The 23370-nt window shown below is 67.2% G+C and carries 23 protein-coding genes; 10 read left to right on the plus strand and 13 right to left on the minus strand.

Annotation, left to right across the window (positions count from 1 at the left end; translation table 11 throughout):
• The first annotated feature begins 44 nt into the window (after positions 1–44).
• Positions 45–371 (plus strand): ATP-dependent Clp protease adapter ClpS, encoded by a 327-nt coding sequence (clpS, locus tag L8F97_RS07205; RefSeq protein ID WP_242148293.1) that lies wholly within the window; start codon positions 45–47, stop codon positions 369–371.
• 87 nt (positions 372–458) lie between these two features.
• Here the strand turns inward: clpS and L8F97_RS07210 are convergent, their stop codons facing one another.
• Complete coding sequence (locus tag L8F97_RS07210; RefSeq protein ID WP_242147967.1) at positions 459–1196, minus strand: Crp/Fnr family transcriptional regulator; 738 nt, start codon at positions 1194–1196, stop codon at positions 459–461.
• 150 nt (positions 1197–1346) lie between these two features.
• On the opposite strand from L8F97_RS07210, the gene murA reads away from it, so the two are divergent.
• Positions 1347–2630 (plus strand): UDP-N-acetylglucosamine 1-carboxyvinyltransferase, encoded by a 1284-nt coding sequence (gene murA / locus L8F97_RS07215; protein WP_242147969.1) that lies wholly within the window; start codon positions 1347–1349, stop codon positions 2628–2630.
• 24 nt (positions 2631–2654) lie between these two features.
• A complete protein-coding gene (locus tag L8F97_RS07220; RefSeq protein ID WP_242147971.1) occupies positions 2655–4316 on the plus strand; it encodes a formate--tetrahydrofolate ligase in 1662 nt (553 codons plus the stop codon).
• Positions 4317–4601: 285 nt separating this feature from the next.
• Here the strand turns inward: L8F97_RS07220 and L8F97_RS07225 are convergent, their stop codons facing one another.
• Both L8F97_RS07225 and pabB read right to left on the minus strand, forming a co-directional pair.
• The gene (locus tag L8F97_RS07225; protein ID WP_242147973.1) at positions 4602–5801 is read right to left on the minus strand and encodes a pyridoxal phosphate-dependent aminotransferase; all 1200 of its coding nucleotides are present in this window, start codon (positions 5799–5801) and stop codon (positions 4602–4604) included.
• Positions 5802–5835: 34 nt separating this feature from the next.
• Positions 5836–7602: an aminodeoxychorismate synthase component I gene (gene pabB / locus L8F97_RS07230; protein ID WP_242148295.1), complete on the minus strand. Its 1767-nt coding sequence runs from the start codon at positions 7600–7602 to the stop codon at positions 5836–5838.
• Between the two features lie 109 nt (positions 7603–7711).
• Here pabB and L8F97_RS07235 point away from each other — a divergent pair, with 109 nt between their 5' ends.
• The gene (locus L8F97_RS07235; RefSeq protein WP_242147975.1) at positions 7712–8371 is read left to right on the plus strand and encodes an MBL fold metallo-hydrolase; all 660 of its coding nucleotides are present in this window, start codon (positions 7712–7714) and stop codon (positions 8369–8371) included.
• Here L8F97_RS07235 and L8F97_RS07240 read toward each other — a convergent pair whose 3' ends face one another.
• A complete protein-coding gene (locus L8F97_RS07240; protein ID WP_242147977.1) occupies positions 8372–8803 on the minus strand; it encodes an MAPEG family protein in 432 nt (143 codons plus the stop codon). It abuts the gene before it with no gap.
• Positions 8804–9004: 201 nt separating this feature from the next.
• Here L8F97_RS07240 and rpmF point away from each other — a divergent pair, with 201 nt between their 5' ends.
• From rpmF to L8F97_RS07265, 5 genes are all read left to right on the plus strand, one after another.
• A complete protein-coding gene (gene rpmF / locus L8F97_RS07245; RefSeq protein WP_242147979.1) occupies positions 9005–9184 on the plus strand; it encodes a 50S ribosomal protein L32 in 180 nt (59 codons plus the stop codon).
• Positions 9185–9210: 26 nt separating this feature from the next.
• Positions 9211–10239, plus strand: a complete 1029-nt coding sequence (gene plsX / locus L8F97_RS07250) for a phosphate acyltransferase PlsX (protein WP_277924785.1) — start codon at positions 9211–9213, stop codon at positions 10237–10239.
• Between the two features lie 21 nt (positions 10240–10260).
• The gene (locus L8F97_RS07255; protein ID WP_242147983.1) at positions 10261–11232 is read left to right on the plus strand and encodes a beta-ketoacyl-ACP synthase III; all 972 of its coding nucleotides are present in this window, start codon (positions 10261–10263) and stop codon (positions 11230–11232) included.
• Between the two features lie 139 nt (positions 11233–11371).
• On the plus strand, positions 11372–11668 hold the full coding sequence (locus tag L8F97_RS07260; RefSeq protein ID WP_313931914.1) for an integration host factor subunit alpha: 297 nt from the start codon (positions 11372–11374) through the stop codon (positions 11666–11668).
• 41 nt (positions 11669–11709) lie between these two features.
• On the plus strand, positions 11710–12084 hold the full coding sequence (locus L8F97_RS07265) for a MerR family transcriptional regulator (RefSeq protein WP_242148299.1): 375 nt from the start codon (positions 11710–11712) through the stop codon (positions 12082–12084).
• 253 nt (positions 12085–12337) lie between these two features.
• On the opposite strand, the gene L8F97_RS07270 is transcribed toward L8F97_RS07265, so the two are convergent.
• From L8F97_RS07270 to rpmI, 8 genes are all read right to left on the minus strand, one after another.
• The gene (locus L8F97_RS07270) at positions 12338–13909 is read right to left on the minus strand and encodes a peptide chain release factor 3 (protein ID WP_242147985.1); all 1572 of its coding nucleotides are present in this window, start codon (positions 13907–13909) and stop codon (positions 12338–12340) included.
• Between the two features lie 35 nt (positions 13910–13944).
• The gene (locus tag L8F97_RS07275; RefSeq protein ID WP_242147988.1) at positions 13945–14367 is read right to left on the minus strand and encodes a hypothetical protein; all 423 of its coding nucleotides are present in this window, start codon (positions 14365–14367) and stop codon (positions 13945–13947) included.
• 73 nt (positions 14368–14440) lie between these two features.
• Positions 14441–15313, minus strand: a complete 873-nt coding sequence (locus L8F97_RS07280; protein ID WP_242147989.1) for an aldose 1-epimerase family protein — start codon at positions 15311–15313, stop codon at positions 14441–14443.
• Positions 15314–15325: 12 nt separating this feature from the next.
• Entirely contained in the window at positions 15326–17701 is a 2376-nt protein-coding gene (gene pheT, locus L8F97_RS07285) for a phenylalanine--tRNA ligase subunit beta (protein ID WP_242147991.1), read from the minus strand.
• A complete protein-coding gene (pheS, locus tag L8F97_RS07290; RefSeq protein WP_409929014.1) occupies positions 17698–18855 on the minus strand; it encodes a phenylalanine--tRNA ligase subunit alpha in 1158 nt (385 codons plus the stop codon). Before pheS ends, pheT begins: the two co-directional genes overlap by 4 nt.
• A 59-nt stretch (positions 18856–18914) precedes the next feature.
• A complete protein-coding gene (locus tag L8F97_RS07295) occupies positions 18915–19535 on the minus strand; it encodes a LysE family translocator (RefSeq protein ID WP_242147993.1) in 621 nt (206 codons plus the stop codon).
• Between the two features lie 96 nt (positions 19536–19631).
• Positions 19632–19997: a 50S ribosomal protein L20 gene (rplT, locus tag L8F97_RS07300; RefSeq protein WP_242147995.1), complete on the minus strand. Its 366-nt coding sequence runs from the start codon at positions 19995–19997 to the stop codon at positions 19632–19634.
• A gap of 18 nt (positions 19998–20015) precedes the next feature.
• The gene (gene rpmI / locus L8F97_RS07305; protein ID WP_069203665.1) at positions 20016–20219 is read right to left on the minus strand and encodes a 50S ribosomal protein L35; all 204 of its coding nucleotides are present in this window, start codon (positions 20217–20219) and stop codon (positions 20016–20018) included.
• A 147-nt stretch (positions 20220–20366) separates the two neighbouring features.
• On the opposite strand from rpmI, the gene L8F97_RS07310 reads away from it, so the two are divergent.
• Positions 20367–22508 carry an AsmA family protein gene (locus tag L8F97_RS07310; RefSeq protein ID WP_242147997.1) on the plus strand — a complete coding sequence of 714 codons (2142 nt, stop codon included), beginning with the start codon at positions 20367–20369 and terminating at the stop codon, positions 22506–22508.
• Between the two features lie 58 nt (positions 22509–22566).
• Here L8F97_RS07310 and hisN read toward each other — a convergent pair whose 3' ends face one another.
• On the minus strand, positions 22567–23349 hold the full coding sequence (gene hisN / locus L8F97_RS07315) for a histidinol-phosphatase (protein ID WP_242147999.1): 783 nt from the start codon (positions 23347–23349) through the stop codon (positions 22567–22569).
• Between the last annotated feature and the right edge of the window lie 21 nt (positions 23350–23370).

Below are 23370 nucleotides of genomic sequence, written 5' to 3' on the forward strand. Positions count from 1 at the left end.
CATATTTTCGTCTCGCCATGATCGACACATATATGAACCCGACGATGGCCGAGCATACCGACGGCGATGACGATGGCACCGGCCTCGGCATTGCGACGCGGACCCGCTCGCGCACCAAACAGCCGACGCCGTACCGCGTGCTGCTGCTCAACGATGATTACACGCCGATGGAATTCGTCGTGCTCGTGCTGCAACGCTTCTTCCGCATGGATATGGAGGCGGCGACGCGGGTGATGCTGCACGTCCACCAGAAGGGCGTCGGCGTGTGCGGTATCTTCAGCTACGAAGTGGCGGAAACCAAGGTCGCGCAGGTCACCGAGTTCGCCCGTCAGAACCAGCACCCGCTGCAATGCATGCTGGAAAAAGCCTGATTCGAAGTCGCTTTAGATTGGCCTGACGCCGCCCGCCCGCGCACCGCTGCCGCCTGGGCCACGCGGACGACGCGGCGATCGACCGGTTCATCCCCGCGACGGCGGCAACCATCCCAGGTCTAGCCCGGCGTAGCGATCCACGAAGTTTGCGGAACGCGCGAGCGCGCGCTCGTTGAGGAAGCGCACTCGCCCCGCCTCGCGCGCGATCAGCCCCTCTTCCTCAAGCTGGCGCAACATGCGGTTGACGTGGACGGCGGTGAGACCGGTGGCGTCGCCGATCTCCTCCTGCGTCAGTCCCAGCACAAAGCTTTCGCCGATACTCTTGTCGAGCATCCGCATACGATTGCGCAGTTCGATGAGGATCGCGGCGACTCGCGCCTTGGCTGACGTCCTCCCCAGCGCGGCGAGGCGGTCGGTCAGCGCCACCCGTTCGATCTGGCTGTAGACCAGCACCAGTGCGGCGAGGCGTGGATGATCGACCAACAGCGCGCTCAACGCCGCACGTTCGAACGGTGCGACGGTACAATCGGACAGCGCCGTGATCGTCTCGGGCGCGTCGTTGTAGATCAGGCTCGACACCGCGAGCAGATCGCCGGGGAAGTGGATCCGCAGGATCTGGCGGCTGCCGTCGTCAAGCAGCACCGAACTCATCATCAGCCCTTTGCGCAGGACGAACATCTCGGCGACCCGATCGTTCTCGCGCTGGAGCGTCGCGCCGCGGCGAAGATGCCGTTCCCGGTCTTCAAGCCGCTGCAGCGCACGATGCTCGGCCTCGGTCAGCACAACGATCTCGCTCAGACGTTCGGCGAAGCAACTCCCTGACACTCGGTACAATCCCCCTTGGTTGCCCATCCAAAGCAGCGCGGGGGGATCAGCGCATTAAAGTCGATCAATAGGGCTTCAAACCGGTCACATTCCCCTTTCAATCTCGTGCGTTCGCTTGCGCGCGCGGGACGAAGCGATAAGAGCCGAAGGATGGATCGTATCATCATTCGCGGCGGCAAGCGCCTGTCGGGCCGTCTCCCCATTTCCGGTGCCAAGAACGCCGCGCTCACGCTGATGCCATGCGCGCTGCTGACCGAGGAGCCGCTGACGCTGCGCAACCTGCCGCGGCTGGCAGACGTCGATAGTTTCGGCCACCTGCTCAACCAGCTCGGCGCCTCGACGCAGATCGAGGGCGCGCGGCCGGAAGACTTCGGCCGGGTGATGACGATCCGTGCCGGCAAGCTCACCTCGACCGAGGCTCCGTACGATATCGTACGCAAGATGCGCGCGTCGATTCTGGTGCTCGGCCCACTGGTCGGACGGGCGGGCGAGGCGACGGTGTCGCTGCCGGGCGGCTGCGCGATCGGCAACCGGCCGATCGACCTCCACCTCAAGGCGCTGGAGGCGATCGGCGCGGAGATCGAACTGGCGGCGGGCTACGTCAAGGCAAGCGCGCCGGGCGGGCGGCTGGCGGGCGGCGATTACGTGTTCCCGATCGTATCGGTCGGGGCAACCGAGAATGTGGTCATGGCGGCGGTGCTGGCGCGCGGCGTCTCCCGGATCGGCAATGCCGCGCGCGAGCCGGAGATCGTCGATCTGTGCAACTGCCTGGTGGCGATGGGGGCCAAGATCACCGGCATCGGCAGCGAGACGCTGGAGATCACCGGTGTCGATCGCCTGCACGGCGCGACCTATGCGGTGATGCCCGACCGGATCGAGGCGGGCAGCTATGCCTGCGCGGCGGCGATCACCGGTGGTACGCTCGATCTCGTCGGCGTGGTGGCGGAGGATATGCGCGCGACGATCACCGCGCTGATCGAGGCGGGAGTGACCGTGGAGGAACGCGACAACGTGCTCCACGTCGCGGCACCCGAGCGGCTTCGCCCGCTCACGCTGTCGACCGCGCCGTTCCCCGGTTTCGCCACCGATATGCAGGCGCAGTTCATGGCGATGTTGACCAAGGCCGACGGCGCGAGCGTGCTGACCGAGACGATCTTCGAAAACCGTTATATGCATGTGCCGGAACTGGCGCGGATGGGCGCGGATATCCACGTTTCCGGCCGGACCGCGGTGGTGCGCGGCGTCGAGCGGCTGGTCGGCGCGCCGGTGATGGCGACCGACCTGCGCGCGTCGATGAGCCTGATCCTCGCGGGGCTGGCGGCGGAGGGCGAGACGCAGGTGGCGCGGGTGTATCACCTCGATCGCGGGTACGAGCGGCTGGAGGAGAAGCTTAGCGCAGTCGGCGCGGATATCGAGCGGGCGAGCGACGGCTGAGGCCGGCGCTTGGGGGGAATGACGATGCCGAGCGATATCGAGATCAGCCGGGCGGTGACGCTACGACCGATCGTGGACGTGGCCGCCGATCTCGGGCTCACGCCGGAGCAGATCGAGCCCTATGGCCGCGACAAGGCGAAGTTCGATCCCGCCGTGCTGCCGCCGCGCACTCCTGGCAAGCTGATCCTCGTCACCGCGATCAACCCGACGCCGGCGGGCGAAGGCAAGACCACCACCTCGGTCGGGCTGGCCGATGCGCTCAACCGGACCGGGCGCAAGACCGTGCTGGCGTTGCGCGAACCGTCGCTGGGGCCGTGCTTCGGCACCAAGGGCGGCGCGACCGGCGGTGGCTATGCGCAGGTCGGCCCTATGGTCGATATCAACCTCCATTTCACCGGCGATTTTCACGCGATCACCTCCGCGCACAATCTGCTCGCGGCGATGATCGACAACCACATCTATTGGGGCAATGCGCTCGATATCGACGTGCGGCGGGTGACGTGGAAGCGGGTGCTCGACATGAACGACCGGGCGTTGCGCGAGGTCACCCAGTCGCCCGGCGGCGTCGCCAATGGCTTTCCGCGCGCGTCCGGGTTCGACATCACCGTTGCGTCGGAGGTGATGGCGGTGCTGTGCCTTGCCGAGGATGCCGCCGATCTCGAGGCGCGACTCGGGCGGATCATCGTCGCGGAGACGCGGGACCGCCAACCGGTGACCGCGCGCGACCTGAAGGCGGACGGCGCGATGGCGGTGCTGCTGGCGGAGGCGATCAAGCCCAACCTGGTGCAGACGCTGGAGGGCAACCCCGCGCTGCTGCACGGCGGGCCGTTCGCCAACATCGCGCACGGCTGCAATTCGGTGATCGCGACGCGTGCGGCTTTGGCGCTGGGCGATTACGTAGTGACCGAAGCGGGGTTCGGCGCGGACCTCGGCGCGGAGAAGTTCTTCGATATCAAGTGCCGGCAGGCGGGGCTGGCGCCGGACGCGGCGGTGATCGTCGCGACGGTGCGCGCGCTGAAGATGAACGGCGGCGTCGCCAAGGCCGATCTCGGCCGTGAGGACGTGGCGGCGGTGCAGCGTGGCGGGGTGAACCTCGCGCGGCATATCGAAAACGTGCGCCAGTTCGGCGTGCCGGTGGTGGTGGCGATCAACCACTTCGCCACCGACAGCGACGCCGAGATCGACGCGATCCGTGCGATCGCCACCGCGCACGGTACCGAGGGCGTGCTGTGCCGCCATTGGGCGGACGGCGGCGCGGGCGCGGTCGATCTCGCCGAGGCGGTGGTGGCGCGGATCGACGCGGGCGGTGCGAAGTTCCGGCCGCTTTATGGCGACGACCTGCCGCTCCTCGACAAGACGCGTGCGGTGGCGACGCGGCTGTACCGCGCCGACGACGTGGCGGCGGATGCCAAGGTCGTGGCGCAGCTTGCGCGCTGGGAGGCGGCGGGGTTCGGCCATCTGCCGGTGTGCATGGCGAAGACGCAGTACAGCTTCTCCGCCGATCCGACGCTGCTCGGCGCGCCGGTCGGCCATGTCGTGCCGATCCGCGAGGTACGGCTGGCGGCGGGAGCTGGCTTCGTAGTGGCGGTATGCGGGGATCTGATGACGATGCCGGGTCTGCCGCGCGTGCCAGCGGCGGAAGCGATCCGGTTCGGGGATGCGGGCGAGATTGAGGGGTTGTTCTGAGCTTCTCGCAGCGGATTAGCCCAAGCTAATCCGCGCCTCGGCGAGAAGCCCGGCCGGCCTCGCGCCAGCGAGGACCGACGGCGTGGCTTCGCCACGCCGCGCTTGTGGGGGATGCGCCGATCGCCCCTGCCCTCGCCCTTGCGGCCCTTCCCAGACGCAGGCCGGGGACCAATTCCGGAGCGGCGAATTGGCGACGCGTTCCATTACCGCCGCTTTCCAACTGGACCTCGCCCTTCGTCGGGGGAGATCCAAAAAAAAGGGGGCTCGGCTGCTCGCCTACCGCGCTTACTTCAGCGCAGCACTGGCCGCCTGGATCCGCTCACACGCCTTGGTCAGCAGTTCGTCGCTGGTCGCATAGCTGATCCGCATCGCCGGCGAGAGGCCGAACGCCGCGCCCTGCACCGCCGCCACCTTGGCGTCGTCGAGCAGGTAGCCGACGAAATCCTCGTCGGTGTCGATGCGCTTGCCGTTCGGGGTGCTCCTGCCGATCAGCCCGGAGAATTCCGGGTACACGTAGAACGCCCCCTCCGGGTTCGGGCAGGTCATGCCCTCGATCTGGTTGAGCATGCCGACGACGAGATCGCGGCGGCGCTGGAACAGCGCGGCATTGTCCTTGAGGAAGCCCTGATCGCCGGTCAGCGCCGCGATGCTGGCGGCCTGCGCGATCGAGCAGGGGTTGCTGGTCGACTGCGATTGCAGCTTGGACATCGCCTTGATGAGCCACGGCGCACCGCCGGCGAAACCGATCCGCCAGCCGGTCATCGCATAGGCCTTGGAACAGCCATTGGCGGTCAGCGTGCGCTCGTACAGCGCGGGGCAGACCTGCGCGATGGTGGTGAACTTGAAATCGTCGAACAGGATATGTTCGTACATGTCGTCGGCGAAGATCCACACATGCGGATGCCGCTCCAGCACCTCGCCCAATGCCTTCAGCTCCGGTTCGCTATAGGCGGCGCCGGTCGGGTTCGACGGCGAGTTGATGATGACCCATTTGGTCTTCGGCGTGATCGCCGCATCGAGCTGCTCAGGCGTGATCTTGTAGTTCTGGTCCGCGCCCGCCGCGACAAACACCGGGGTGCCGCCCGCGAACAGCACCACGTCGGGGTAGCTCACCCAATATGGCGCGGGGATCACCACCTCGTCACCCGCGTCGAGCGTGGCGACCATCGCGTTGAACAAGGTGTGCTTGCCGCCCGCGTTGATGGTGATCTGGTCGCGCGTGTAGGTGAGGCCGTTGTCGCGCAGATATTTGGCGACGACCGCGTCCTTCAGTTCGGGCGTGCCGTCGACGTTGGTGTATTTGGTCTGCCCGTCACGGATCGCCTTGATGCCGGCTTCCTTGATGAAGTCGGGCGTGTCGAAATCGGGTTCGCCCGCGCCGAGACCAATCACGTCGACGCCGGCGCGCTTCAACTCCTGCACGCGCGAGGTGATCGCGAGCGTGGGCGAAGGCTTGATGCGGGCAAGCGCGGCGGATGGGTGCATGGGGAAACGCCTCTATCGGGGACAAGCGGCGCGGCTATAGACTGGCGTCCGCGCCTTCCGCAACCGCCAGCACCGCCGGGATCAGCCCGCGCACCGCGTTGCCGACGAAGAAGCCGTGCGCAAGGTCGGCGGCGGTGAGATCGCCCTCAACCGCTTCGCCGCTGTCGAGCAGCGCCGCGCGCAGCACGCCGGGCAAAAGCCCGCGCGCCAGCGGCGGGGTGACGAGCCGGTCGCCGCGCGGCACGAACAACGCGGTAAAGCTGCCTTCGGTGAGCAGGCCGTCGGGGCGCGCGAACACCACCTCGAACGTACCGGCGGCGGTGCGGGCGGCATCGTAGAAGCCGCGATCGGTAGTCTTGTGGCGCAGGCGGAAATCGCTGGGGTCGACTGGCAGCGGCACCACCGCGACCGGCACGGGATGGTCGGGCGCAAGCGGCAGCGGCGATACCTCGATGGCGATCGCGCCGCTGCGCGCGAGCAGCAGGCGGATGCGGCGGGCATCGCGCAGCCGGAAGGTCGCCGCCTGGAGTTCGTTGCGGGTGTCGTGACGATCGAACGCGAAGCCGAACGCGGTGGCGCTCGCCTTCAGCCGTTCGAGGTGGCGTTCGAGTTGCGCCAGCCCGGCGACCGGATCGAACGCCATCGTCTCGATCAGGTCGAAGCCCGGGCCGGGGGTGGCGAGGAAGGCGGATTTCACCTGCGTCTCCGCCCATTCCTCGGCCACACGCGAATCGGCGACGATGCCGCCGCCGACGCCGAACGTGGCGTGCCCGTCCGCCAGCACCAAAGTGCGGATCGCGACGTTGAACGCAGCATCGCCGTCCGCATCGATCCGGCCGATCGCGCCAGTGTAGAGGCCGCGTGGGGCACCCTCGACCCCGGCGATCACCTCCATCGCACGCAGCTTGGGCGCGCCGGTGATCGAGCCGCACGGGAACAGCGCGGCGAGCACGTCGATCGCGTCCTGCTCGGGCGCGAGCGTGGCGGTGACGGTGGAGACCATCTGCTGCACGCTCGGGTAGCGTTCAACCGCGAACAGATCCGGCACCGCGACGCTGCCCGCCACCGCGACGCGGGCGAGATCGTTGCGCATCAGATCGACGATCATCAGGTTTTCGGCGCGCTGCTTGGGATCGGCGGCGAGCGCCTCGGCGAGCGCGGCGTCCTCCGCCGCGGTGGCGCCACGCCGCGCGGTGCCCTTCATCGGGATGCAAACGAGATCGCGCCCCGACAGCGCGAAGAACCGCTCGGGCGAGAGCGACAGCAGCCAGCGTGCGTCGTCGTGGATCAGCGCGCCATGCCCCGCCCGCGCCCGCCCGCGTAGTTGCGCGTAGAGTGCACGCGGATCGCCCTGCACCGGCACCGCCGCCGGATAGGTCAGGTTGGCCTGATAGACGTCACCCGCCGCGATCAGCTCGCGTACCGCCGCGAACCGCTCGGCATAGGTGGCATAGTCCATCTCGGGTTCGCTCGGGCCGAGCCATGCGCCGGCCGGATCGGGCAGCAGCGCGGGCACGTCCGCGACCGTGTCCCAGGCGGCGAACAGGCCGAACCACAGTAGCGGCGCATCGCCTGGGCGTGGCGGCGTCAGCGTCGGCTCGAACGCGGCGGCGGCTTCGTAGGCGAGGTAGCCGGCGGCGTGCAGCCCTTCGCGCTGCCCCGTGCGGATCGCTTCCAGCGCCGGCCACACCTCCGCGATGCTGTGCGCCGTCACGATCCGCACCGGATCGCGATAGAGCCGCGCGACCCCGCTGGCATCGCTCGCATCGTCGAGCAGGACAAAGGGGGCAGCCGGCAGCATATCCGGGCGACAGATGCAGCGTTTATGCCCGGTTGAGCAAGCCCTGCCGCGAGCCATGCCGCCACCCACGCCCTTGTCTGCCCGGTACAGCGGGCTTAGGTGTCCCGGCATGGCCAACCCACCCCTCCGCGCGGCGATCGTGCCGGTGACGCCGCTCCAGCAGAATTCCACCTTGCTGTGGTGTACGCAGACGATGCGCGGCGCGTTCGTCGATCCCGGTGGCGATCTGCCCAAGCTGCGCGCGGCGGCGGCGCAGCACGGCGTCACCGTCGAGAAGATCATCCTCACCCACGGCCATATCGACCATTGCGGCGCGGCCGGCCCGTTCGCCAAGGAACTCGGCGTGCCGATCGAGGGGCCGCACGAGGCGGACCGCTTCTGGATCGCGCGGCTGGAGGATGACGGTCGCGCCTATGGCGTACCGGGCACCCCGTTCGAGCCGGACCGCTGGCTGGTCGAGGGCGACACCGTCACGGTCGGTGACCTCACGCTCGACGTCTATCACACGCCGGGCCACACGCCGGGGCATGTCGTGTTCCACCACCCCGCCTCCAAACTGGCAATCGTCGGCGACGTGCTGTTCGCAGGGTCGATCGGGCGGACCGACTTTCCGCTCGGCAGCCATCAGGATCTGCTCGATGCGATCGTCGCCAAGCTGTGGCCGATGGGGGACGACACCACCTTCCTGCCCGGGCACGGCCAGCCCGGCACCTTCGCGCAGGAGCGCGCGACCAACCCGTATGTGAGCGATCGCGCGCTGGCGGCGTGATTACCGGATGCGGATCATCGTCTCCGCAGCGGTATGGGCGCCACCGATGAACGGCAGCGCCACCGCATAGGCCGACAGGCCGACCAGCGCCGCGAAGGTGACGGCGGTACCGATCGCGCGTCCCGCGGGCATGCCGTCCATGCCGAGCGCATGTGCGACTCGGGAGAGCAGGAACGCGGCGCTGACGACCCACAGCCACGCCGGGCTGCCGATGTTGAATTCGATCAGCGCGATCAGCAGCAATACGAAGGGCGTGTATTCGACGAAATTGGCGTGCGCGCGCATCCGCCGAATCAGCGGCGCGCTGCCGCCGTCGCCGAGTTCCACCCCGGTGGCGCGGCGAATCAGCCCGGTGCGCACCGCCAGCCAGAAGTTGATGATGCCGGCGCCACCAGCGGCGGCAAGCGTGATCGGCAGCAGGACAGACGCCAATTTCGTTCCTTTCATGAGAGGTGGCGGCTGTGGCACCGGAGCGCGGCGCTTGCAACGCCGGCCGAAATCGCTATAGGCGCGGTGCTTCGCGATGCGTTCGGCCGCTGGTGCCTTCCGCGGCCGACTTACCGTCGGTCGCTTGGGCATGGTCCGGGCGGATCGACTCGCATCGATACGCAACAAGCACAAGGTTTCGCCGAAATGGCCGTCCCCAAAAGAAAAACCACCCCGTCCAAGCGTGGCATGCGTCGCGCGCACGATGCGCTGAGCATCGCGTCGTTCCAGGAATGCCCGAACTGCGGCGAACTGAAGCGCCCGCACAACCTGTGCACCGCATGCGGCCATTATAACGGCCGCGAGATCGTCTCGGTCGAAGCCTGATCTCCACGGAACAAGGGGGTGCAGTGATGAACGGCTCCCGGATTGCCGTGGATGCGATGGGTGGCGACGAGGGGCTGGCAGTCATGCTCGCCGGCGTCGCACGCGCGCGTCGCCAGTTCGAGGAGCTGCGCTTCATCCTCGTCGGGGATGAAGCGGCGATCACCGAGGGGCTGAAAAAGCACCCCAACCTGACCGCGCATTCGGAGATCGTCCACGCCCCCGAGGTGGTGGGTTCCTCCGACAAGCCGAGCCAGGCGATTCGTCGCGCCAAGACCACTTCGATGGGGATCGCCATCGATATGGTGAAGAAGGGTCGCGCCTCGGCCTGCGTATCGGCGGGCAACACCGGCGCGCTGATGGCGATGGCGAAGCTGAGCCTGCGCACCATGCCCGGTATCGACCGGCCCGCGCTGGCGGCGATGCTGCCCTCGCTCGGCGACAACGACGTGGTGGTGCTCGATCTCGGCGCCAATACCGAATGCGATGCGCGCAACCTCGTGCAATTCGCGGTGATGGGGGCCGCCTATGCGCGCACCACGATGGACGTCGCGAGCCCGCGTGTCGCACTGCTCAACATCGGCAGCGAGGACCAGAAGGGCACCGATGAGATCCGCGATGCCGCGCAGACGCTGCGGCTCGCCACGCATCTGCCGATGAACTTCACCGGCTTCATCGAAGGCGACCGGCTGTCGCGCGGTGAGGTCGACGTGGTGGTGTGCGACGGTTTCTCCGGTAACATCGCGCTGAAGACGGCGGAGGGCACCGCGCGGTTTGTCGCGGACCTGCTGCGCCGCGCGTTCAAAAGCTCGACCCGTTCGAAGATCGGCTTCCTGATCTCAAAGCCGGCGACCGATCTGTTGCGCCACCATCTCGACCCCAACAACCACAATGGCGCGGTCTTCCTCGGCCTCAACGGCCTCGTGTTGAAGAGCCACGGCAGCGCCAACGAGATCGGCGTCGCCACCGCGATCGGCGTGGCCGCCAAGATGGTGCGCGACGATCTGACGCGCCGCATCGCCGAGGATCTCGGCAATTTCGAAGCAAAGGCAGCCTGACCGGGCTCGAAGGAACTAGCCATGATTCGCGCCGTCATCACCGGAACCGGCTCCGCGCTCCCCGCGCGGCGGGTTTCGAACGCGCAGCTTGCCGAAACCGTCGATACCACCGACGAATGGATCGTCGAACGCACCGGCATCAAGTTCCGCCACATCGCCGGCCCCGATGAGACCACCGCGACGCTCGCCGCCGATGCCGCACGCGCCGCAATCGCGGCGGCGGGCTGCACCGCGCAGGACATCGACCTGATCGTGCTGGCGACCGCCACGCCCGACCAGACCTTCCCGTCGAGCGCCACCAAGGTACAGGCGATGCTCGGCATCGACGATGCCGTCGCGTTCGACGTGGCGGCGGTATGTTCGGGCTTCCTCTACGCGGTGCAGGTGGCGGACAGCATGATCCGCGCCGGTTCGGCACGCCGCGCGCTGGTGATCGGGTCGGAGACGTTCAGCCGCATCCTCGACTGGGAGGACCGCGCGACCTGCGTGCTGTTCGGCGACGGCGCGGGCGCGATCGTGCTGGAAGGCCAGGAGAGCGCAGGCGCGCCTGACGATCGCGGCATCCTCGCAGTGCGGCTGCACGCCGACGGGCGCCACAACGGGCTGCTCTATGTCGACGGCGGCCCCTCCACCACCGGTACGGTCGGCAAGCTGCGCATGAAGGGCCGCGAGGTGTTCCGCCACGCCGTTACCAATCTGGCGACAGTGTTGAGCGAGACGATGGCAGTCGCCGGGCTCGACGCATCCGCGATCGACTGGCTGGTTCCGCATCAGGCCAACGCCCGCATCCTCGATGCCACCGCCAAGAAGCTCGGCCTGTCCCCCGACAAGGTGGTGGTGACGGTGGACAGCCACGCCAACACCTCCGCCGCGTCGGTGCCGCTCGCACTCGACACCGCCGTTCGAGACGGACGAATCACACGCGGCGACCTGATCGTGCTCGAAGCGATGGGCGGCGGCTTCACCTGGGGTGCGGCAGTGGCGCGTTTCTGACAGCGTTGTCGGCGTTTTCGGGTTGCGACAGTACGGTACCGTTCCGAATTCTTCGTTGTCATTGAGGAACTAAGCCCTTCCGGCACCTTTCGCGGCGTGATACGCAGGCCGTCACCTTTGGGGAAAGGGGGAGGACTAAGTGTCTACAGGAACACTGACGCGGGCCGATCTATCGGAAGCCTTGCATCATCAAGTCGGGTTGTCGCGCGCGGACTCGTCCAAGCTGGTCGAACAAATTCTCGAACATATGTGCGAGGCGCTGTCGCAGGGCGCCAACGTCAAGATTTCAGGCTTCGGCACGTTCGTGCTGCGCGACAAGGGTGAGCGGGTCGGGCGCAATCCGAAGACCGGTGTGGAGGTGCCGATCGCACCCCGCCGTGTGCTGACGTTCCGCGCCAGCCAGATGATGCGCGACCGTATCGTGGACGCCGGCTGATGACGGCCCCCGACACGCCGGAACAGGCGGCGGGCGAGAGGATGGCGGGAGCAAAGGCGGGGGACAAGGCCGCGGGCGCATATCGGACGATCGGCGAATTATCCCGTGAAACCGGGCTGCCGCAGCATATCCTGCGCTATTGGGAAACGCGCTTCCCCCAGCTTCGGCCGCTGCAACGCGCAGGCAATCGGCGTTATTACCGGCCGGAAGATGTCGCGTTGGTGCAACGCATCAACAGCCTGCTGACGCACGAAGGCTATACCATTCGCGGCGTACAGAAACTCCTCGCCGATGAGCGTAAGCGTGCACCATCCAGCGCCGCGACGATCGAGGCGGTGCGTGCGGTGCGCGACGCATTGGCCGACGCTTTGGCCAGCGATGACGAGGCAGCCGACACCCGGCAGATTTCGCGCTAGCCGCACCTTTTGTCAGAGTCGGTTGATAGCACGTTGTGAATGCGGGCGTTTGTGCGGACCCGCACCATACGTAGTTTAACGATTCGTTAAGCACCGGAATCGAGTCAAGGGAGCGAATCGCGTAGCACCACCTCAGCTTCCGACGCCCCCAAGCATTACGGAAGATCCGGGCTGCACGGTGTCCCCGCCGTTTGGTCCTTGGTCCCCGAAGTCTGGCTACGGCCGCGCCTGATCACCGTGGCCGAGCCAGACTTCACCGCTCGCGTGTCGCCGCGAACTTCACCTTGCTATAGCGATCCGCGATATAGCCGACCTCCCACGCTGATTTGGCGAGGAACACCGGGTTGCCGTCACGGTCCTTGGCCATTGCGCTGCGGTTGAGATCGGTGAACGCCTTGAGGTCCGCCGCATCCTCCGCCGACACCCAGCGCGCGGTTTCGAACGGCGCCATCTCCAGCCCGGCGGCAACCTTATACTCGGCATCGAGCCGCGACAGCAGAACTTCGAGCTGTAGCTGGCCAACCACGCCGATGATCCAGTTCGAACCAATCTCCGGGTAGAACACCTGCGTGACACCCTCCTCGGCCATATCGTCGAGCGCCTTGCGAAGCTGCTTGGTCTTGGTTGGGTCCTTCAACTGGACGCGGCGGAGGATTTCGGGTGCGAAATTGGGCAGCCCGGTGAAGCGCACATCGGCGCGTTCGGACAGCGTGTCGCCGACCCGCAGCGTGCCGTGGTTGGGGATACCGATGATGTCGCCCGGATACGCCTCGTCCGCCAGTTCGCGCTGCTGCGCGAAGAACAGGATCGGCGAGTGGATCGCGATCGGCTTGCCGTGGCCGCTGGGGGTAAGCTTCATGCCGCGTTTGAACGTACCCGAACACAGCCGCATGAAGGCGATGCGGTCGCGGTGGTTGGGGTCCATATTGGCCTGCACCTTGAACACGAAGCCCGTCACCTCGTCGCGGGTCGGCTCGACGGCGGCGGGCTCGGCGGGCTGCGCGCGCGGCGGCGGTGCGAAGGCGGCGAGCGCCTCGATCAGCGAATCGACGCCGAACTCCTTGAGCGCGGAGCCGAAATACACCGGCGTAAGGTTGCCCGCGCGATACGCCTTGGCATCGAACTCGGGGTAACCGACCTGCGCGAGTTCGACATCCTCGCGCATCTTGGCAAGGGTCTGCGCGGACAGCAGCGAATCGAGCTGCGGATCGTCGAGTCCGCTGGTCTCGATCACCTTGCCCTGGAATTCGCGGCTGGGCCCCTCGGGCATCAGCAGGCGGTTGCTGGCGAGATCGAAGATGCCCTCGAAGTCGCTGCCCATCCCGACCGGCCACGTCATCGGCGTCACGTCGAGCTGGAGCAGTTCCGCCACCTCGTCGAGGATGGCGAACACCTCGCGGCCCTCGCGATCGACCTTGTTGACGAAGGTGATGATCGGCACGTTGCGCAGGCGGCATACCTCGAACAGCTTGCGCGTCTGGCTCTCGATGCCCTTCGCCACGTCGATCACCATCACCGCCGAATCGACGGCGGTGAGCGTGCGGTATGTGTCCTCGCTGAAATCCTCGTGGCCCGGCGTGTCGAGCAGGTTGAAGGTCACACCCTGCCGCTCGAACGTCATTACCGAGGAGGTGACCGAGATGCCGCGCTGCTGCTCGATCTTCATCCAGTCGGAGCGGGCGCGCCGGGCGGCACCGCGTGCCTTGACCTCACCGGCGAGATGGATCGCGCCGCCGAACAGCAGCAGTTTTTCGGTGAGTGTGGTTTTGCCGGCGTCAGGATGCGAAATGATCGCGAAGGTGCGGCGGTCGGAGATGTGATTCATCGCTGCGGCCTAGCGGCAGCGGCGCGGCAACTCAACTAAGCGGCTTGGCGCAGTCTGTCCTCGTCGTCGTTGGCGGGTGTCCGCCGCGTCCGGCTGCGCAGCGTGCGGCGCCGGCGCTGGCGCGGGTGTGGGCGCGCGGCTCTTGCAACGCGACCGAACCCCGCCTGCCCCGCCGCGACCAGCGCGATCACCGCAATGTCGATCAACGCGGGCAGATCGATCATGGTGGAAAGCGCGGAGACCTCGGGCCAGCCGAACGCGACGAGCATCGCGCCGTCCGCCTTCATCAGCCACACCAAACCGATCATCACTCCGGCGAGTGCGACGGCAAACAGCACATGCCCGCGCCCCAGTCGCGCCAGCCAGCGGCGCGGGGCGGCGAACAGCGCGCGCCCGGCGTTCACCTCGCGACGCGCCCATAGCATCAGCAACAGCACCGTCAGCCAGCTTGCGAACATTCCCGCCCCTTTTGTTACGGGGCGGATATGGTTGCGATCGATGCTGCGATAAAGTCGTACCCCCGCGAAAAGATCAGGCGGTGAGCGTGACGCGCAACTGGCACGACCAAGTGCCGCCGGGGGCGATCTCGAACACGCCGGGCTTGTCGCGGAAATCGCCGGTGTGACCCGCCGGGTCGGCGATGCCGTGCCACGGTTCGATACAGACGAAGCGCGCCGCCCCGGGCTTGCTCCAGATACCGAGCTTGTCGGCGTCGAAGGCGACATCCAGTTGCGGACCGGTCGACGCGCCGTAGCGGACGCTGCGCGAGGCGAGGCCGTTCCAGATCAGCGCGTCGTCGTCGAACAGGCCCTCCTTCAGATGGAGCACGCGCCCATCGAGCGGCGAGGCGCGATCGGCAGAGGTGGCGAGGCCGTCGTTGAGTTCGACCAGCGTACCGGGTTGGTCAGCGGCGAACACAATGCGGTGGTCCTCGCGCGGCGCGCCATAAGGGAGCGGCCACGCGAACGCGGGGTGGAAGCCGAAGCTGGCGGGCATGGCAACGTCGCCGCGATTGGTGATGGCGATGGCGACGGTGAGCGTCGCACCCGCGATGCTGTAGGTGGCATCGAGCGCGAAGGCGAACGGGTAGACCGCGCGCGTCTCCGCATCATCCACCAGCCGGAAGTGCGCGCTGGCCGCGTCATGATTGACCAGCGCGAAGTTGTGGCGGCGGGCGAAACCGTGCTGCTTCATCGGATATTCCGCACCGTCGAGGCGCAGCATATCGCCGTTGAGGCGGCCGACGAAGGGAAACAGCAGCGGCGCGTGACCGGTCCAGAACTTCGGATCGGCGTCGGTCATCAACTCGCGGCCTTGGGCGTCGCGCAGATGCGTGAGTTCCGCGCCGAACGGGTTGATCGCCGCACTCAGCCCGCCGCCCTTGATCTCGATCAGGTCCGCCATTCGCCGTCTCCCTTAGCCGCGCAGCACCGCGCCCTGTTTCGCCGCCGCCGCGACCACCTTGGCGGCGATCGCCTTGAGCGCCTCGTCGGTGAAGCTCTTGTCACCGGGTTGCAGCGTCACCTCGATCGCGACCGAACGCACACCCTCGCGCTCGAACACATCGAAAAGCCGCGCGGCGGTGATGCTCGCCTTGTCCGCGCCCTTCACCGCGCGCACCAGCGCATCGGCGGCGAGCCCGGCGGGAACGGTGAAGGCGAAGTCGCGCCGCACCGGCTGGAGCGCTGGCGGCGCATAGGCCGGGCGCATGAAGCCGGTTGCGCCGCGCTTGGCGGGGATCGCATCGAGGAACAGCTCCACCGCCGCGACCGGGCCGTCGAGATCGAACGCGCGGGCGGTGAGCGGGTGAACGATGCCGAACGCCGCCAGCACCGTCTTCGGCCCGAGCCGCAGCGTGCCGGACTGGCCGGGGTGCCAATGTTCGCCGGCTTCTCCGAAGATTTGGAGATTGTCGACCGGCGCGCCGGCCGCGGCAAGCAGCGCGATCGCCTCCGCCTTGGCGTCGAACGCATCGAAGGGTTGCGCCTTGCCGCTTTGCCAGCCGCGCGGGTGCTTCTCGCCGGCCAGCACGACCCCGAGCGTGGCGCGTTCGGCGTCCGCCAGATAGCGGCGGCCGAGTTCGAACAGCCGCACGCCGTCCGCGCCACGCTTGAGGTTGCGCGCCGCCGCCGACAGCAGCCCGGGCAGCAGCGACGGGCGCATCACCTTAAGGTCTTCGCTGATCGGGTTGGCAAGGCTCCACGCGCCGCCGCCAAAGGGCGCGGCCTCGGCCTCGGACAGGAAGCTCCACGTCACCGCCTCGTTCAGCCCGCGCGCGGCGGCGGCGCGACGGACGCGGCGTTCGACCTTCTGCTCGGGCGTCGCGGTCGGCGTGGCGACGCCGGGAATGCGCGGCAGCGGCACCGGCGGGACATGGTCGATCCCCTCGATGCGGATCACCTCCTCGACCAGATCGGGCACGCCCTCGACATCGCGGCGCCAGCTCGGCACGCCGACATGCCAGTCCGCCGAGACGGTGAAGCCTAGGCTTTCGAGGATCGCCTGCTGCCGCTCGGGCGCGACGGCGAGGCCGCCGAGCGTCTCCGCACGCGCCGGATCATACGTGATGACCGTGGCGGGGACCGGCGGCTCGCCGGCGCGGGTGATGGCGCTGGGGATGCCGCCGCACAGGTTCACCACCATGCGGCAAGCGATGGCGAGGCCGTCCTCGACGAACGCCGGATCGACGCCGCGCTCAAACCGCTGCCGCGCGTCGCTGGTGACGCTGAGCTTCTGGCCGGTGCGGGCGATGCTTTCGGGATCGAAATAGGCGCATTCGATCACCACGTCGGTGGTGTCGGCGCCACACCCCGACGACTCGCCGCCGATGATGCCGGCGATACCGAGCGCGCCGCTGTCGTCGGCGATCACGGTCATGATCTGGTCGAGCATGTAGGTCTTACCGTTGAGCGCGAGGAGTTGCTCACCCGGGTGCGCCTTGCGTGCGACGAGCCCGCCGGACAGCTTGGCGCGATCATAGACGTGGAGCGGCCGGCCGAGATCGAACGAGACGTAGTTGGTGATATCGACCAGCGCCGAGATCGGCTTTTGCCCGATCGCCTTGAGGCGGCGCGCCATCCACTCGGGCGCGGTGCCATTGACGACGCCGGATACGCTCTGGCCGTAGAATGCCGGACAACCCGCAGTGTCTTCGATGCGGATCGCTGGCCCCGCGCCCTCGCCCGCGACCGGCGCGGGCGTTTGGCCGGTGCCGGGTACGACCAGCGGCTTGAGGCGCCCCAGACCGGCGGCGGCGAGATCGCGGGCGATGCCGCGCACGCCCATGCAATCCTGCTTGTTGGGGGTGATCGCGACGTCGATCACCGGATCGTTGAGGCTGGCATAGTCCGGATAGGGCGTACCGATCGGCGCATCGGCGGGCAGTTCGATGATGCCGTCATGATCGTCGCCAAGCTCCAGCTCGCGCGTCGAGCACATCATGCCGTTCGACACGACCCCGCGAATCTCCGCGACCTTTAGCACCATGCCGTTGGCGGGCACGGTCGCGCCGGGCATGCCGAACACGCCGACCAGGCCGGCGCGCGCATTGGGGGCACCACACACGACCTGCATGGGACCGTCCCCGGCATCGACCGACAGCACTTGCAGCTTGTCCGCCTGCGGGTGGCGTTCGGCGGTGAGCACCTTGGCCACGCGGAACGCGGCGAGCTTCGCGCCGGGGTTCTCGACGCCTTCAAGCTCGAGGCCGATGCGGGTGAGCGTATCGGTAATCTCGGTGAGGGTCGCATCCGTGTCGAGATGCTCGTGCAGCCAGCTAAGCGTGAACTTCATGCGCCGACTCCGCCGGACAAAGTGGGGACGTCGAGCGCGGAGAAGCCGTAATGCTTCAGCCAGCGCGCATCGCCGTCGAAGAAGGCGCGCAGATCGTCCATGCCGTATTTGAGCATCGCCAGCCGGTCGATCCCGCAGCCGAACGCGAAGCCCTGCCATTCGTCGGGATCGTAGCCGCCCGCCGCGATGACCGAGCGGTGGACCATGCCCGAGCCGAGCACCTCCATCCAGCCATCCGAGCCGCCGATCACGCGCTTGCCGTTCACGACCGAGAAGCCGACATCGACCTCCGCCGATGGCTCGGTGAACGGGAAGTAGCTCGGGCGCAGCCGCAGGACGATATCGTCGCGCTCGAAGAACGCCTTGAGGAAGGTCTCGAGCGTCCATTTGAGGTGGCCGAGCGTGATCCCCTTGTCGATCACCAGCCCCTCGACCTGGTGGAACATCGGCGTGTGGGTCGCGTCCGAATCGCTGCGATAGGTGCGGCCGGGCGCGATGATGCGGATCGGCTTGCTGCCGCCCGCCGCCTGCATCGCGCGAATCTGCACCGGACTCGTATGCGTGCGCAGCACGCGCGCTTCCTCGCCATCGTGCGCGTTAAGATAGAAGGTATCGTGCATCGCCCGCGCCGGGTGCGTCTCGGGCATGTTGAGCGCGGTGAAGTTGTACCACTGCGTCTCGATCTCCGGCCCGGTCGCGACCGCGAAGCCGAGGTCCGCGAAGATTTCCGCCAGTTCGTCCATCACCTGCGAAACCGGGTGGATGCTGCCGAGCGGCGCGGCTTCGGCGGGGAGCGTCATGTCGAGCGTCTCGCGCGCCAGTTTCGCGTCGAGTTCGGCACGGTCGAGCGCGGCCTTGCGATCGGCGATCGCTACTTGTACCTCTTCGCGAAGCCTATTGAACCTGTATGAAGCGGGCGCGCGATTTTCTGGAGGAAGCCCTCCAATCAGCTTTAGCCAAATTGACACCACTCCGGTTTTCCCAAGAGCAGCGACACGAACGGCATCTAAGGCGGCCAAGGTTTCACTCGTAGCGGCTTCATCAAGTATCCGCTTTCGCGTAAGATGAAATTGCTCTTCAGAAACGCCCAGATTGCCGATTTCATCAAGCGACTTGCGAAGCTCAGGTGGCAGTTCGTGCAATTCGACTGGCATATTAGGATTCCTTGGGTACGCCTCGCCTCGAAGCCGAGCGCGGCGGTCAGGTCAAGCGTTCAGACGCGCGCGCCGAGCAGTGCGGCGCCGAAACCGATGAAGAGGACACCGGACGCGCGGTTGAACAGCCGTCGCCGGTTGGCGGGCGCGAGCCACGCTGCGAGGCTGCGGCCGCCGAGCGCATAGACGCTGTACCACGCCCCTTCGATCACCACGAAGCTCGCCACCAGCACGCCGAGCTGCGCAGCGAACGGGCGGTGCAGATCGACGAACTGCGGGAACAGCGCGGCGGCGAAGATTATGAGCTTCGGATTGGACAGGCCGGTGCCGAGCCCGGTGAGGTACAGCGCGCGCAGCGACCGCTGCGGGGTGGCCACCCCCTCCTCGGCGATGCCGACCGGCGCGCGCCACGCCTTGACGCCGAGCCAAACCAGATACGCCACGCCGACATAACGGATCGCGGTGTAGAGCAGCGGCGACGCCTTCAGCAGCGCGCCCAGCCCCGCCGCCGAGGCGAGCAGGCACAGCAGCACCGCGCTCATCAACCCGGCCATCGACGCGAGCGCGCGGCGTGGGCCGTGCTGGATGCTCTGCACCATGACGTGCAGCATGTTGGGGCCGGGCGTGCCGGAGATCAGGAAGACGACGGTGACGTAGAGCCACCAGGTTTGCAGTGCCATCTGACCCTCCTTATCGTTCTCCGCCTGGCGGAAATCCAAACGAAAAGGGCGCCGGTGTTGCCACCGACGCCCCATTTCGCTTGCGTGCAAGTCGCCTCAGGCGGCCTGGGGCAGAGCCGCCTTCGCCTGCGCGATGATCGCGCTGAACGCTGCACCCTCGTGCATCGCGATATCGGCCAGGACCTTCCGGTCGAGTTCAACGCCGGCGAGCTTCAGGCCATGCATGAACGTCGCATAGGTCAGGCCCTCGACGCGGACGGCCGCGTTGATGCGCTGGATCCACAGGGCGCGGAACGTGCGCTTCTTAACCTTGCGGTCGCGATACGCATATTGGCCGGCCTTCTCGACAGCCTGACGGGCGATGCGGATCGTGTTCTTGCGACGGCCATAATAGCCCTTCGCCTGATCGAGAATCCGGTTGTGCTTGGCGCGGGTGGTAACACCCCGTTTTACGCGTGCCATCTATCTATATCCTTCCGCTCAACGCAGGCCGTAAGGGGCCCAGGCCTTCACCGCAGCGGTATCCGCCTTGGCGAGAACCTTGGTGCCGCGATTCTGGCGGATGTACTTGCCGTTGTGATGCAACAGGCGGTGGCGCTTGCCGGCGACGCCGTGCTTCAACAGGCCGGTGGCGGTGAACTTGAAGCGCTTCTTAACGCCGCTCTTGGTCTTGAGTTTGGGCATTTTCGTCCTTTCTAATACGCGACGATCTATGAACGGCCACGGCAGCCCATACCGGCCGGGCAGTTCCTCTTACTCGCGGGAAGCGGGGCGCATAGCGATTCGTGCCGGGGATTGCAACCCGAACCGCTTTGCGCGCATTGAGGCGCCATGGACACAGCCGGCCCCATCACCCCCGAGGACCGGATCGCCGATCACGGCGAACCTGCACCCCGTCGCCACCGCCGCGCATGGCGGATCGTCCGCAACATCGCGATCGGGCTGGTCGCGGCGATCTTCTTGGTGTGGCTGGTGCTGTACATCACCAAGGGCCGCTTCCTGAAGCACCCGTTCGAGCGGATCACCGCCGGCCTGCTCCACCGCGACCTAAAAGTGCGGGGCGATTTCCAGCTCTATTTCGATCCGCTCGACATCAAGTTTCTTGCCGAGGGGATCACGATCTCGAATCCGTCGTGGGCGACCAGGCCCAACCTGTTCGAGGCGGGGCGGATCGACACGCGGATCGCGCCGCTTTCGATGATCTGGGGGCGCAAACGGTTGCACTTCCTCAATCTTACCAAGGGTGCGATCGATCTCGAATGGGATGCCGCGCACAAGCACAACAGCTGGACGTTCGGTGACGGCAAGGGCGGCAAGCCGCTGACGCTGCCGCTGATCCGCCGCGCGCTCGTCGCGCAGACGACCTTGCGCTACCGTGATCCGCAGATGCGACTGGTGACCGACCTGTCGTTCGAGCCGATCCGGTCGCAGGGCACCAGCATCACCGATGCGATCCGCTTCACCGGCAACGGGGTTGTGCGCGATACACCGTTCACCCTGTCGGGCGCGATGCTGTCGCCCAATGCGACGGTCGCACGCGGCAAGAACGAACTGCAACTGACGGCACACGCCGCGCACAACATCGTCGACGTGTCGGGCACGCTGCCGGGCCTGACCGATATCGAGGGGGTACCGCTTGCCGTGAAGGCGCGTGGGCGAAATGCCGCCGAACTGCTCGACATCATCGGCGTGGTGATCCCGCGCACCCGCACCTACACCGCCCGTTCGACGCTGGTGAAGACCGGCGAGGAATATGCCTTTACGCATCTGGCCGGAACATTCGGTGCAAGCGACCTGTCGGGCAATTTCACGATCCGCAACGTGAAGCCGCGCCTCAAAATCGACGCCAAGCTCGCCACGCGCAAGCTCGATATCGTCGATGCCGCGCCGTTTATCGGCTACAACCCCGATACCGTCGCCGCCAAAGGCGCGATCGCCGCCGCCGCGGAAACCGGCGCGGGCGCCTCGCACATCCTGCCGGACGCAAACCTGCGGGTTGAGTCGATCAAGAACTTCGATGCCGATGCGCACTGGACGGTCGGCGTGGTGCGATCGCGCAACGTGCCGATCTCGCATATCGACCTCACCGTGTCGCTGGTCGACCGGTTGCTCAAGCTCTCGCCGCTCACCTTTTCGATGGCGCGCGGCAATGTCGCCGCCGATATCATCATGGACGAGCGTCGCGCGCCGATGCACACCGATTACGACATCCGCCTAGCGCCGACGCCGATGGGCAGGCTGCTCGCCGGCTATGGCGTCGACGAGGCGGGGACGAGCGGCGTCGTCAAAGGCCATATCACACTGGCTGGCGATGGCGACACGCTGCACGATTCGCTGGCGAGTTCGCATGGCCGCATCGCGTTCATCCTGCCCGAAGGCACGTTCTGGACGCGCAACGTGCAGCTCGCCGAGCTCGATATCGGTACGTTCGTGCAGAAGATGTTCCAGGACAAGCTCAAGGAGCCGGTCCATATCAACTGCGGGCTGATCGGCTTCACCGTAGGGCACGGCGTGGCGGCGGCGGACCCGATCCTGATCGACACCACCAAGAACGTGATGATCGGGCGCGGCGGCTTCGGCTTCGGCACCGAGGCGATCGACATGGCGTTCCGCGCCGACGCCAAGAAGATCAGCCTGTTCTCCGCGCAGTCACCAATTGGCATCGAGGGCAGCTTCGCCAAGCCACGCATCAACCCGATCAGCCCCGATCTGGTCGCGCGCGCGGGTGCGGGGGTCGCGCTCGGGCTGGTCGGCACGCCACTGGCGGCGGTGCTGGCGTTCGTCGACGTGGGCGATGCCAAGGCCGCGCAATGCGGCCCGGTGCTGGCGGGCGCGACCGCCACGGCGCAACGCACCACCAAGGGCAAACCGCGTGACGATGTCGGCCACGGCACCACCGCCAAGGCCGAGGATGGCAAGAAGGCGCCGGGCGAGCGCAAGGAGCAGCACAAGAAGTTCTTTGGGCTGTTCTGAACCGCCGCTTCCTTTGTGAAGGAGGGGCAGGTTTAAAAGCCCGTGTCGGTCGCGAGCCTCAATGCCCCTTGCAGGCGAGCGCCTCGAGAATCTCCTCGATCCGCGCCGGGTCGCCCGCCGCGACCACTTCGCCGATGCTGTCGGCGGTGAGCGGATCGCCCTGCCAGTCGCACATCCGCCCTCCCGCGCCCTCTACGATCGGCACCAAGGCGGCGAAATCGTGCAGCTTGAGCCCCGCCTCGACCACCACGTCGAGCCAGCCGCTCGCCACGCAGCCGTAATTGTAGCAGTCGCCGCCCAGCACCGTGCTCATCACCGCGCCGTCGAGATGCTCGAACGCGTGCAACTGGCTATCATCGAACAACGCGGGCGAGGTGGTACCGAGCAGCGCCTTCGCGAGATCGGGGCAACGCCGCGTCTGGGCGGGCGCGCCGTTGAACATCGTCGGACGCCCGACCGTGCCGACCCAGCGCTCCTTCAGGATTGGTTGGTCGAGCACGCCGAGCACCGGCCACCCTTCCGCCACCAGCGCGATCAGCGTGCCGAAGATCGGCCGCCCGGAGATGAACGCGCGCGTGCCGTCGATCGGGTCGAGCACCCAGGCGCGGCCGCTGGTGCCATCGCGCACGCCATATTCCTCGCCGATGATCGCATCCTCGGGAAAGCGTCGCTCGATCAGCGTCCGCATCGCCGCCTCCGCCGCGCGGTCGGCGAGCGTGACCGGCGACGCGTCGTCCTTCGCTTCCAGCCCGTGAGGCTTGCGATAATAAGGCAGGATCGCCGCACCCGCCGCGTCGGCGAGTTGGGCGGCGAGATCGAGATCGGCAGGGGAAACGCGCATTGCCATCGCCTAGCCGCGCTG

It is taken from the genome of Sphingomonas sp. BAUL-RG-20F-R05-02 (assembly GCF_022662305.1).
Taxonomy (GTDB): Bacteria; Pseudomonadota; Alphaproteobacteria; order Sphingomonadales; family Sphingomonadaceae; genus Sphingomonas.

What these genes read in the sequence shown, in the direction of transcription:
- L8F97_RS07295 (WP_242147993.1), bottom strand. Translation starts at nt 19,535, where the DNA reads ATGGCACTGCAAACCTGGTGGCTCTACGTCACCGTCGTCTTCCTGATC.
- L8F97_RS07235 (WP_242147975.1), top strand. Translation starts at nt 7,712, where the DNA reads ATGGCCAACCCACCCCTCCGCGCGGCGATCGTGCCGGTGACGCCGCTC.
- L8F97_RS07255 (WP_242147983.1), top strand. Translation starts at nt 10,261, where the DNA reads ATGATTCGCGCCGTCATCACCGGAACCGGCTCCGCGCTCCCCGCGCGG.
- L8F97_RS07225 (WP_242147973.1), bottom strand. Translation starts at nt 5,801, where the DNA reads ATGCACCCATCCGCCGCGCTTGCCCGCATCAAGCCTTCGCCCACGCTC.
- pheS (WP_409929014.1), bottom strand. Translation starts at nt 18,855, where the DNA reads ATGCCAGTCGAATTGCACGAACTGCCACCTGAGCTTCGCAAGTCGCTT.
- rpmF (WP_242147979.1), top strand. Translation starts at nt 9,005, where the DNA reads ATGGCCGTCCCCAAAAGAAAAACCACCCCGTCCAAGCGTGGCATGCGT.
- L8F97_RS07220 (WP_242147971.1), top strand. Translation starts at nt 2,655, where the DNA reads ATGCCGAGCGATATCGAGATCAGCCGGGCGGTGACGCTACGACCGATC.
- pheT (WP_242147991.1), bottom strand. Translation starts at nt 17,701, where the DNA reads ATGAAGTTCACGCTTAGCTGGCTGCACGAGCATCTCGACACGGATGCG.
- pabB (WP_242148295.1), bottom strand. Translation starts at nt 7,602, where the DNA reads ATGCTGCCGGCTGCCCCCTTTGTCCTGCTCGACGATGCGAGCGATGCC.
- L8F97_RS07275 (WP_242147988.1), bottom strand. Translation starts at nt 14,367, where the DNA reads ATGTTCGCAAGCTGGCTGACGGTGCTGTTGCTGATGCTATGGGCGCGT.
- L8F97_RS07265 (WP_242148299.1), top strand. Translation starts at nt 11,710, where the DNA reads ATGGCGGGAGCAAAGGCGGGGGACAAGGCCGCGGGCGCATATCGGACG.
- murA (WP_242147969.1), top strand. Translation starts at nt 1,347, where the DNA reads ATGGATCGTATCATCATTCGCGGCGGCAAGCGCCTGTCGGGCCGTCTC.
- plsX (WP_277924785.1), top strand. Translation starts at nt 9,211, where the DNA reads ATGAACGGCTCCCGGATTGCCGTGGATGCGATGGGTGGCGACGAGGGG.
- L8F97_RS07280 (WP_242147989.1), bottom strand. Translation starts at nt 15,313, where the DNA reads ATGGCGGACCTGATCGAGATCAAGGGCGGCGGGCTGAGTGCGGCGATC.
- L8F97_RS07310 (WP_242147997.1), top strand. Translation starts at nt 20,367, where the DNA reads ATGGACACAGCCGGCCCCATCACCCCCGAGGACCGGATCGCCGATCAC.
- clpS (WP_242148293.1), top strand. Translation starts at nt 45, where the DNA reads ATGGCCGAGCATACCGACGGCGATGACGATGGCACCGGCCTCGGCATT.
- rpmI (WP_069203665.1), bottom strand. Translation starts at nt 20,219, where the DNA reads ATGCCCAAACTCAAGACCAAGAGCGGCGTTAAGAAGCGCTTCAAGTTC.
- L8F97_RS07270 (WP_242147985.1), bottom strand. Translation starts at nt 13,909, where the DNA reads ATGAATCACATCTCCGACCGCCGCACCTTCGCGATCATTTCGCATCCT.
- hisN (WP_242147999.1), bottom strand. Translation starts at nt 23,349, where the DNA reads ATGCGCGTTTCCCCTGCCGATCTCGATCTCGCCGCCCAACTCGCCGAC.
- rplT (WP_242147995.1), bottom strand. Translation starts at nt 19,997, where the DNA reads ATGGCACGCGTAAAACGGGGTGTTACCACCCGCGCCAAGCACAACCGG.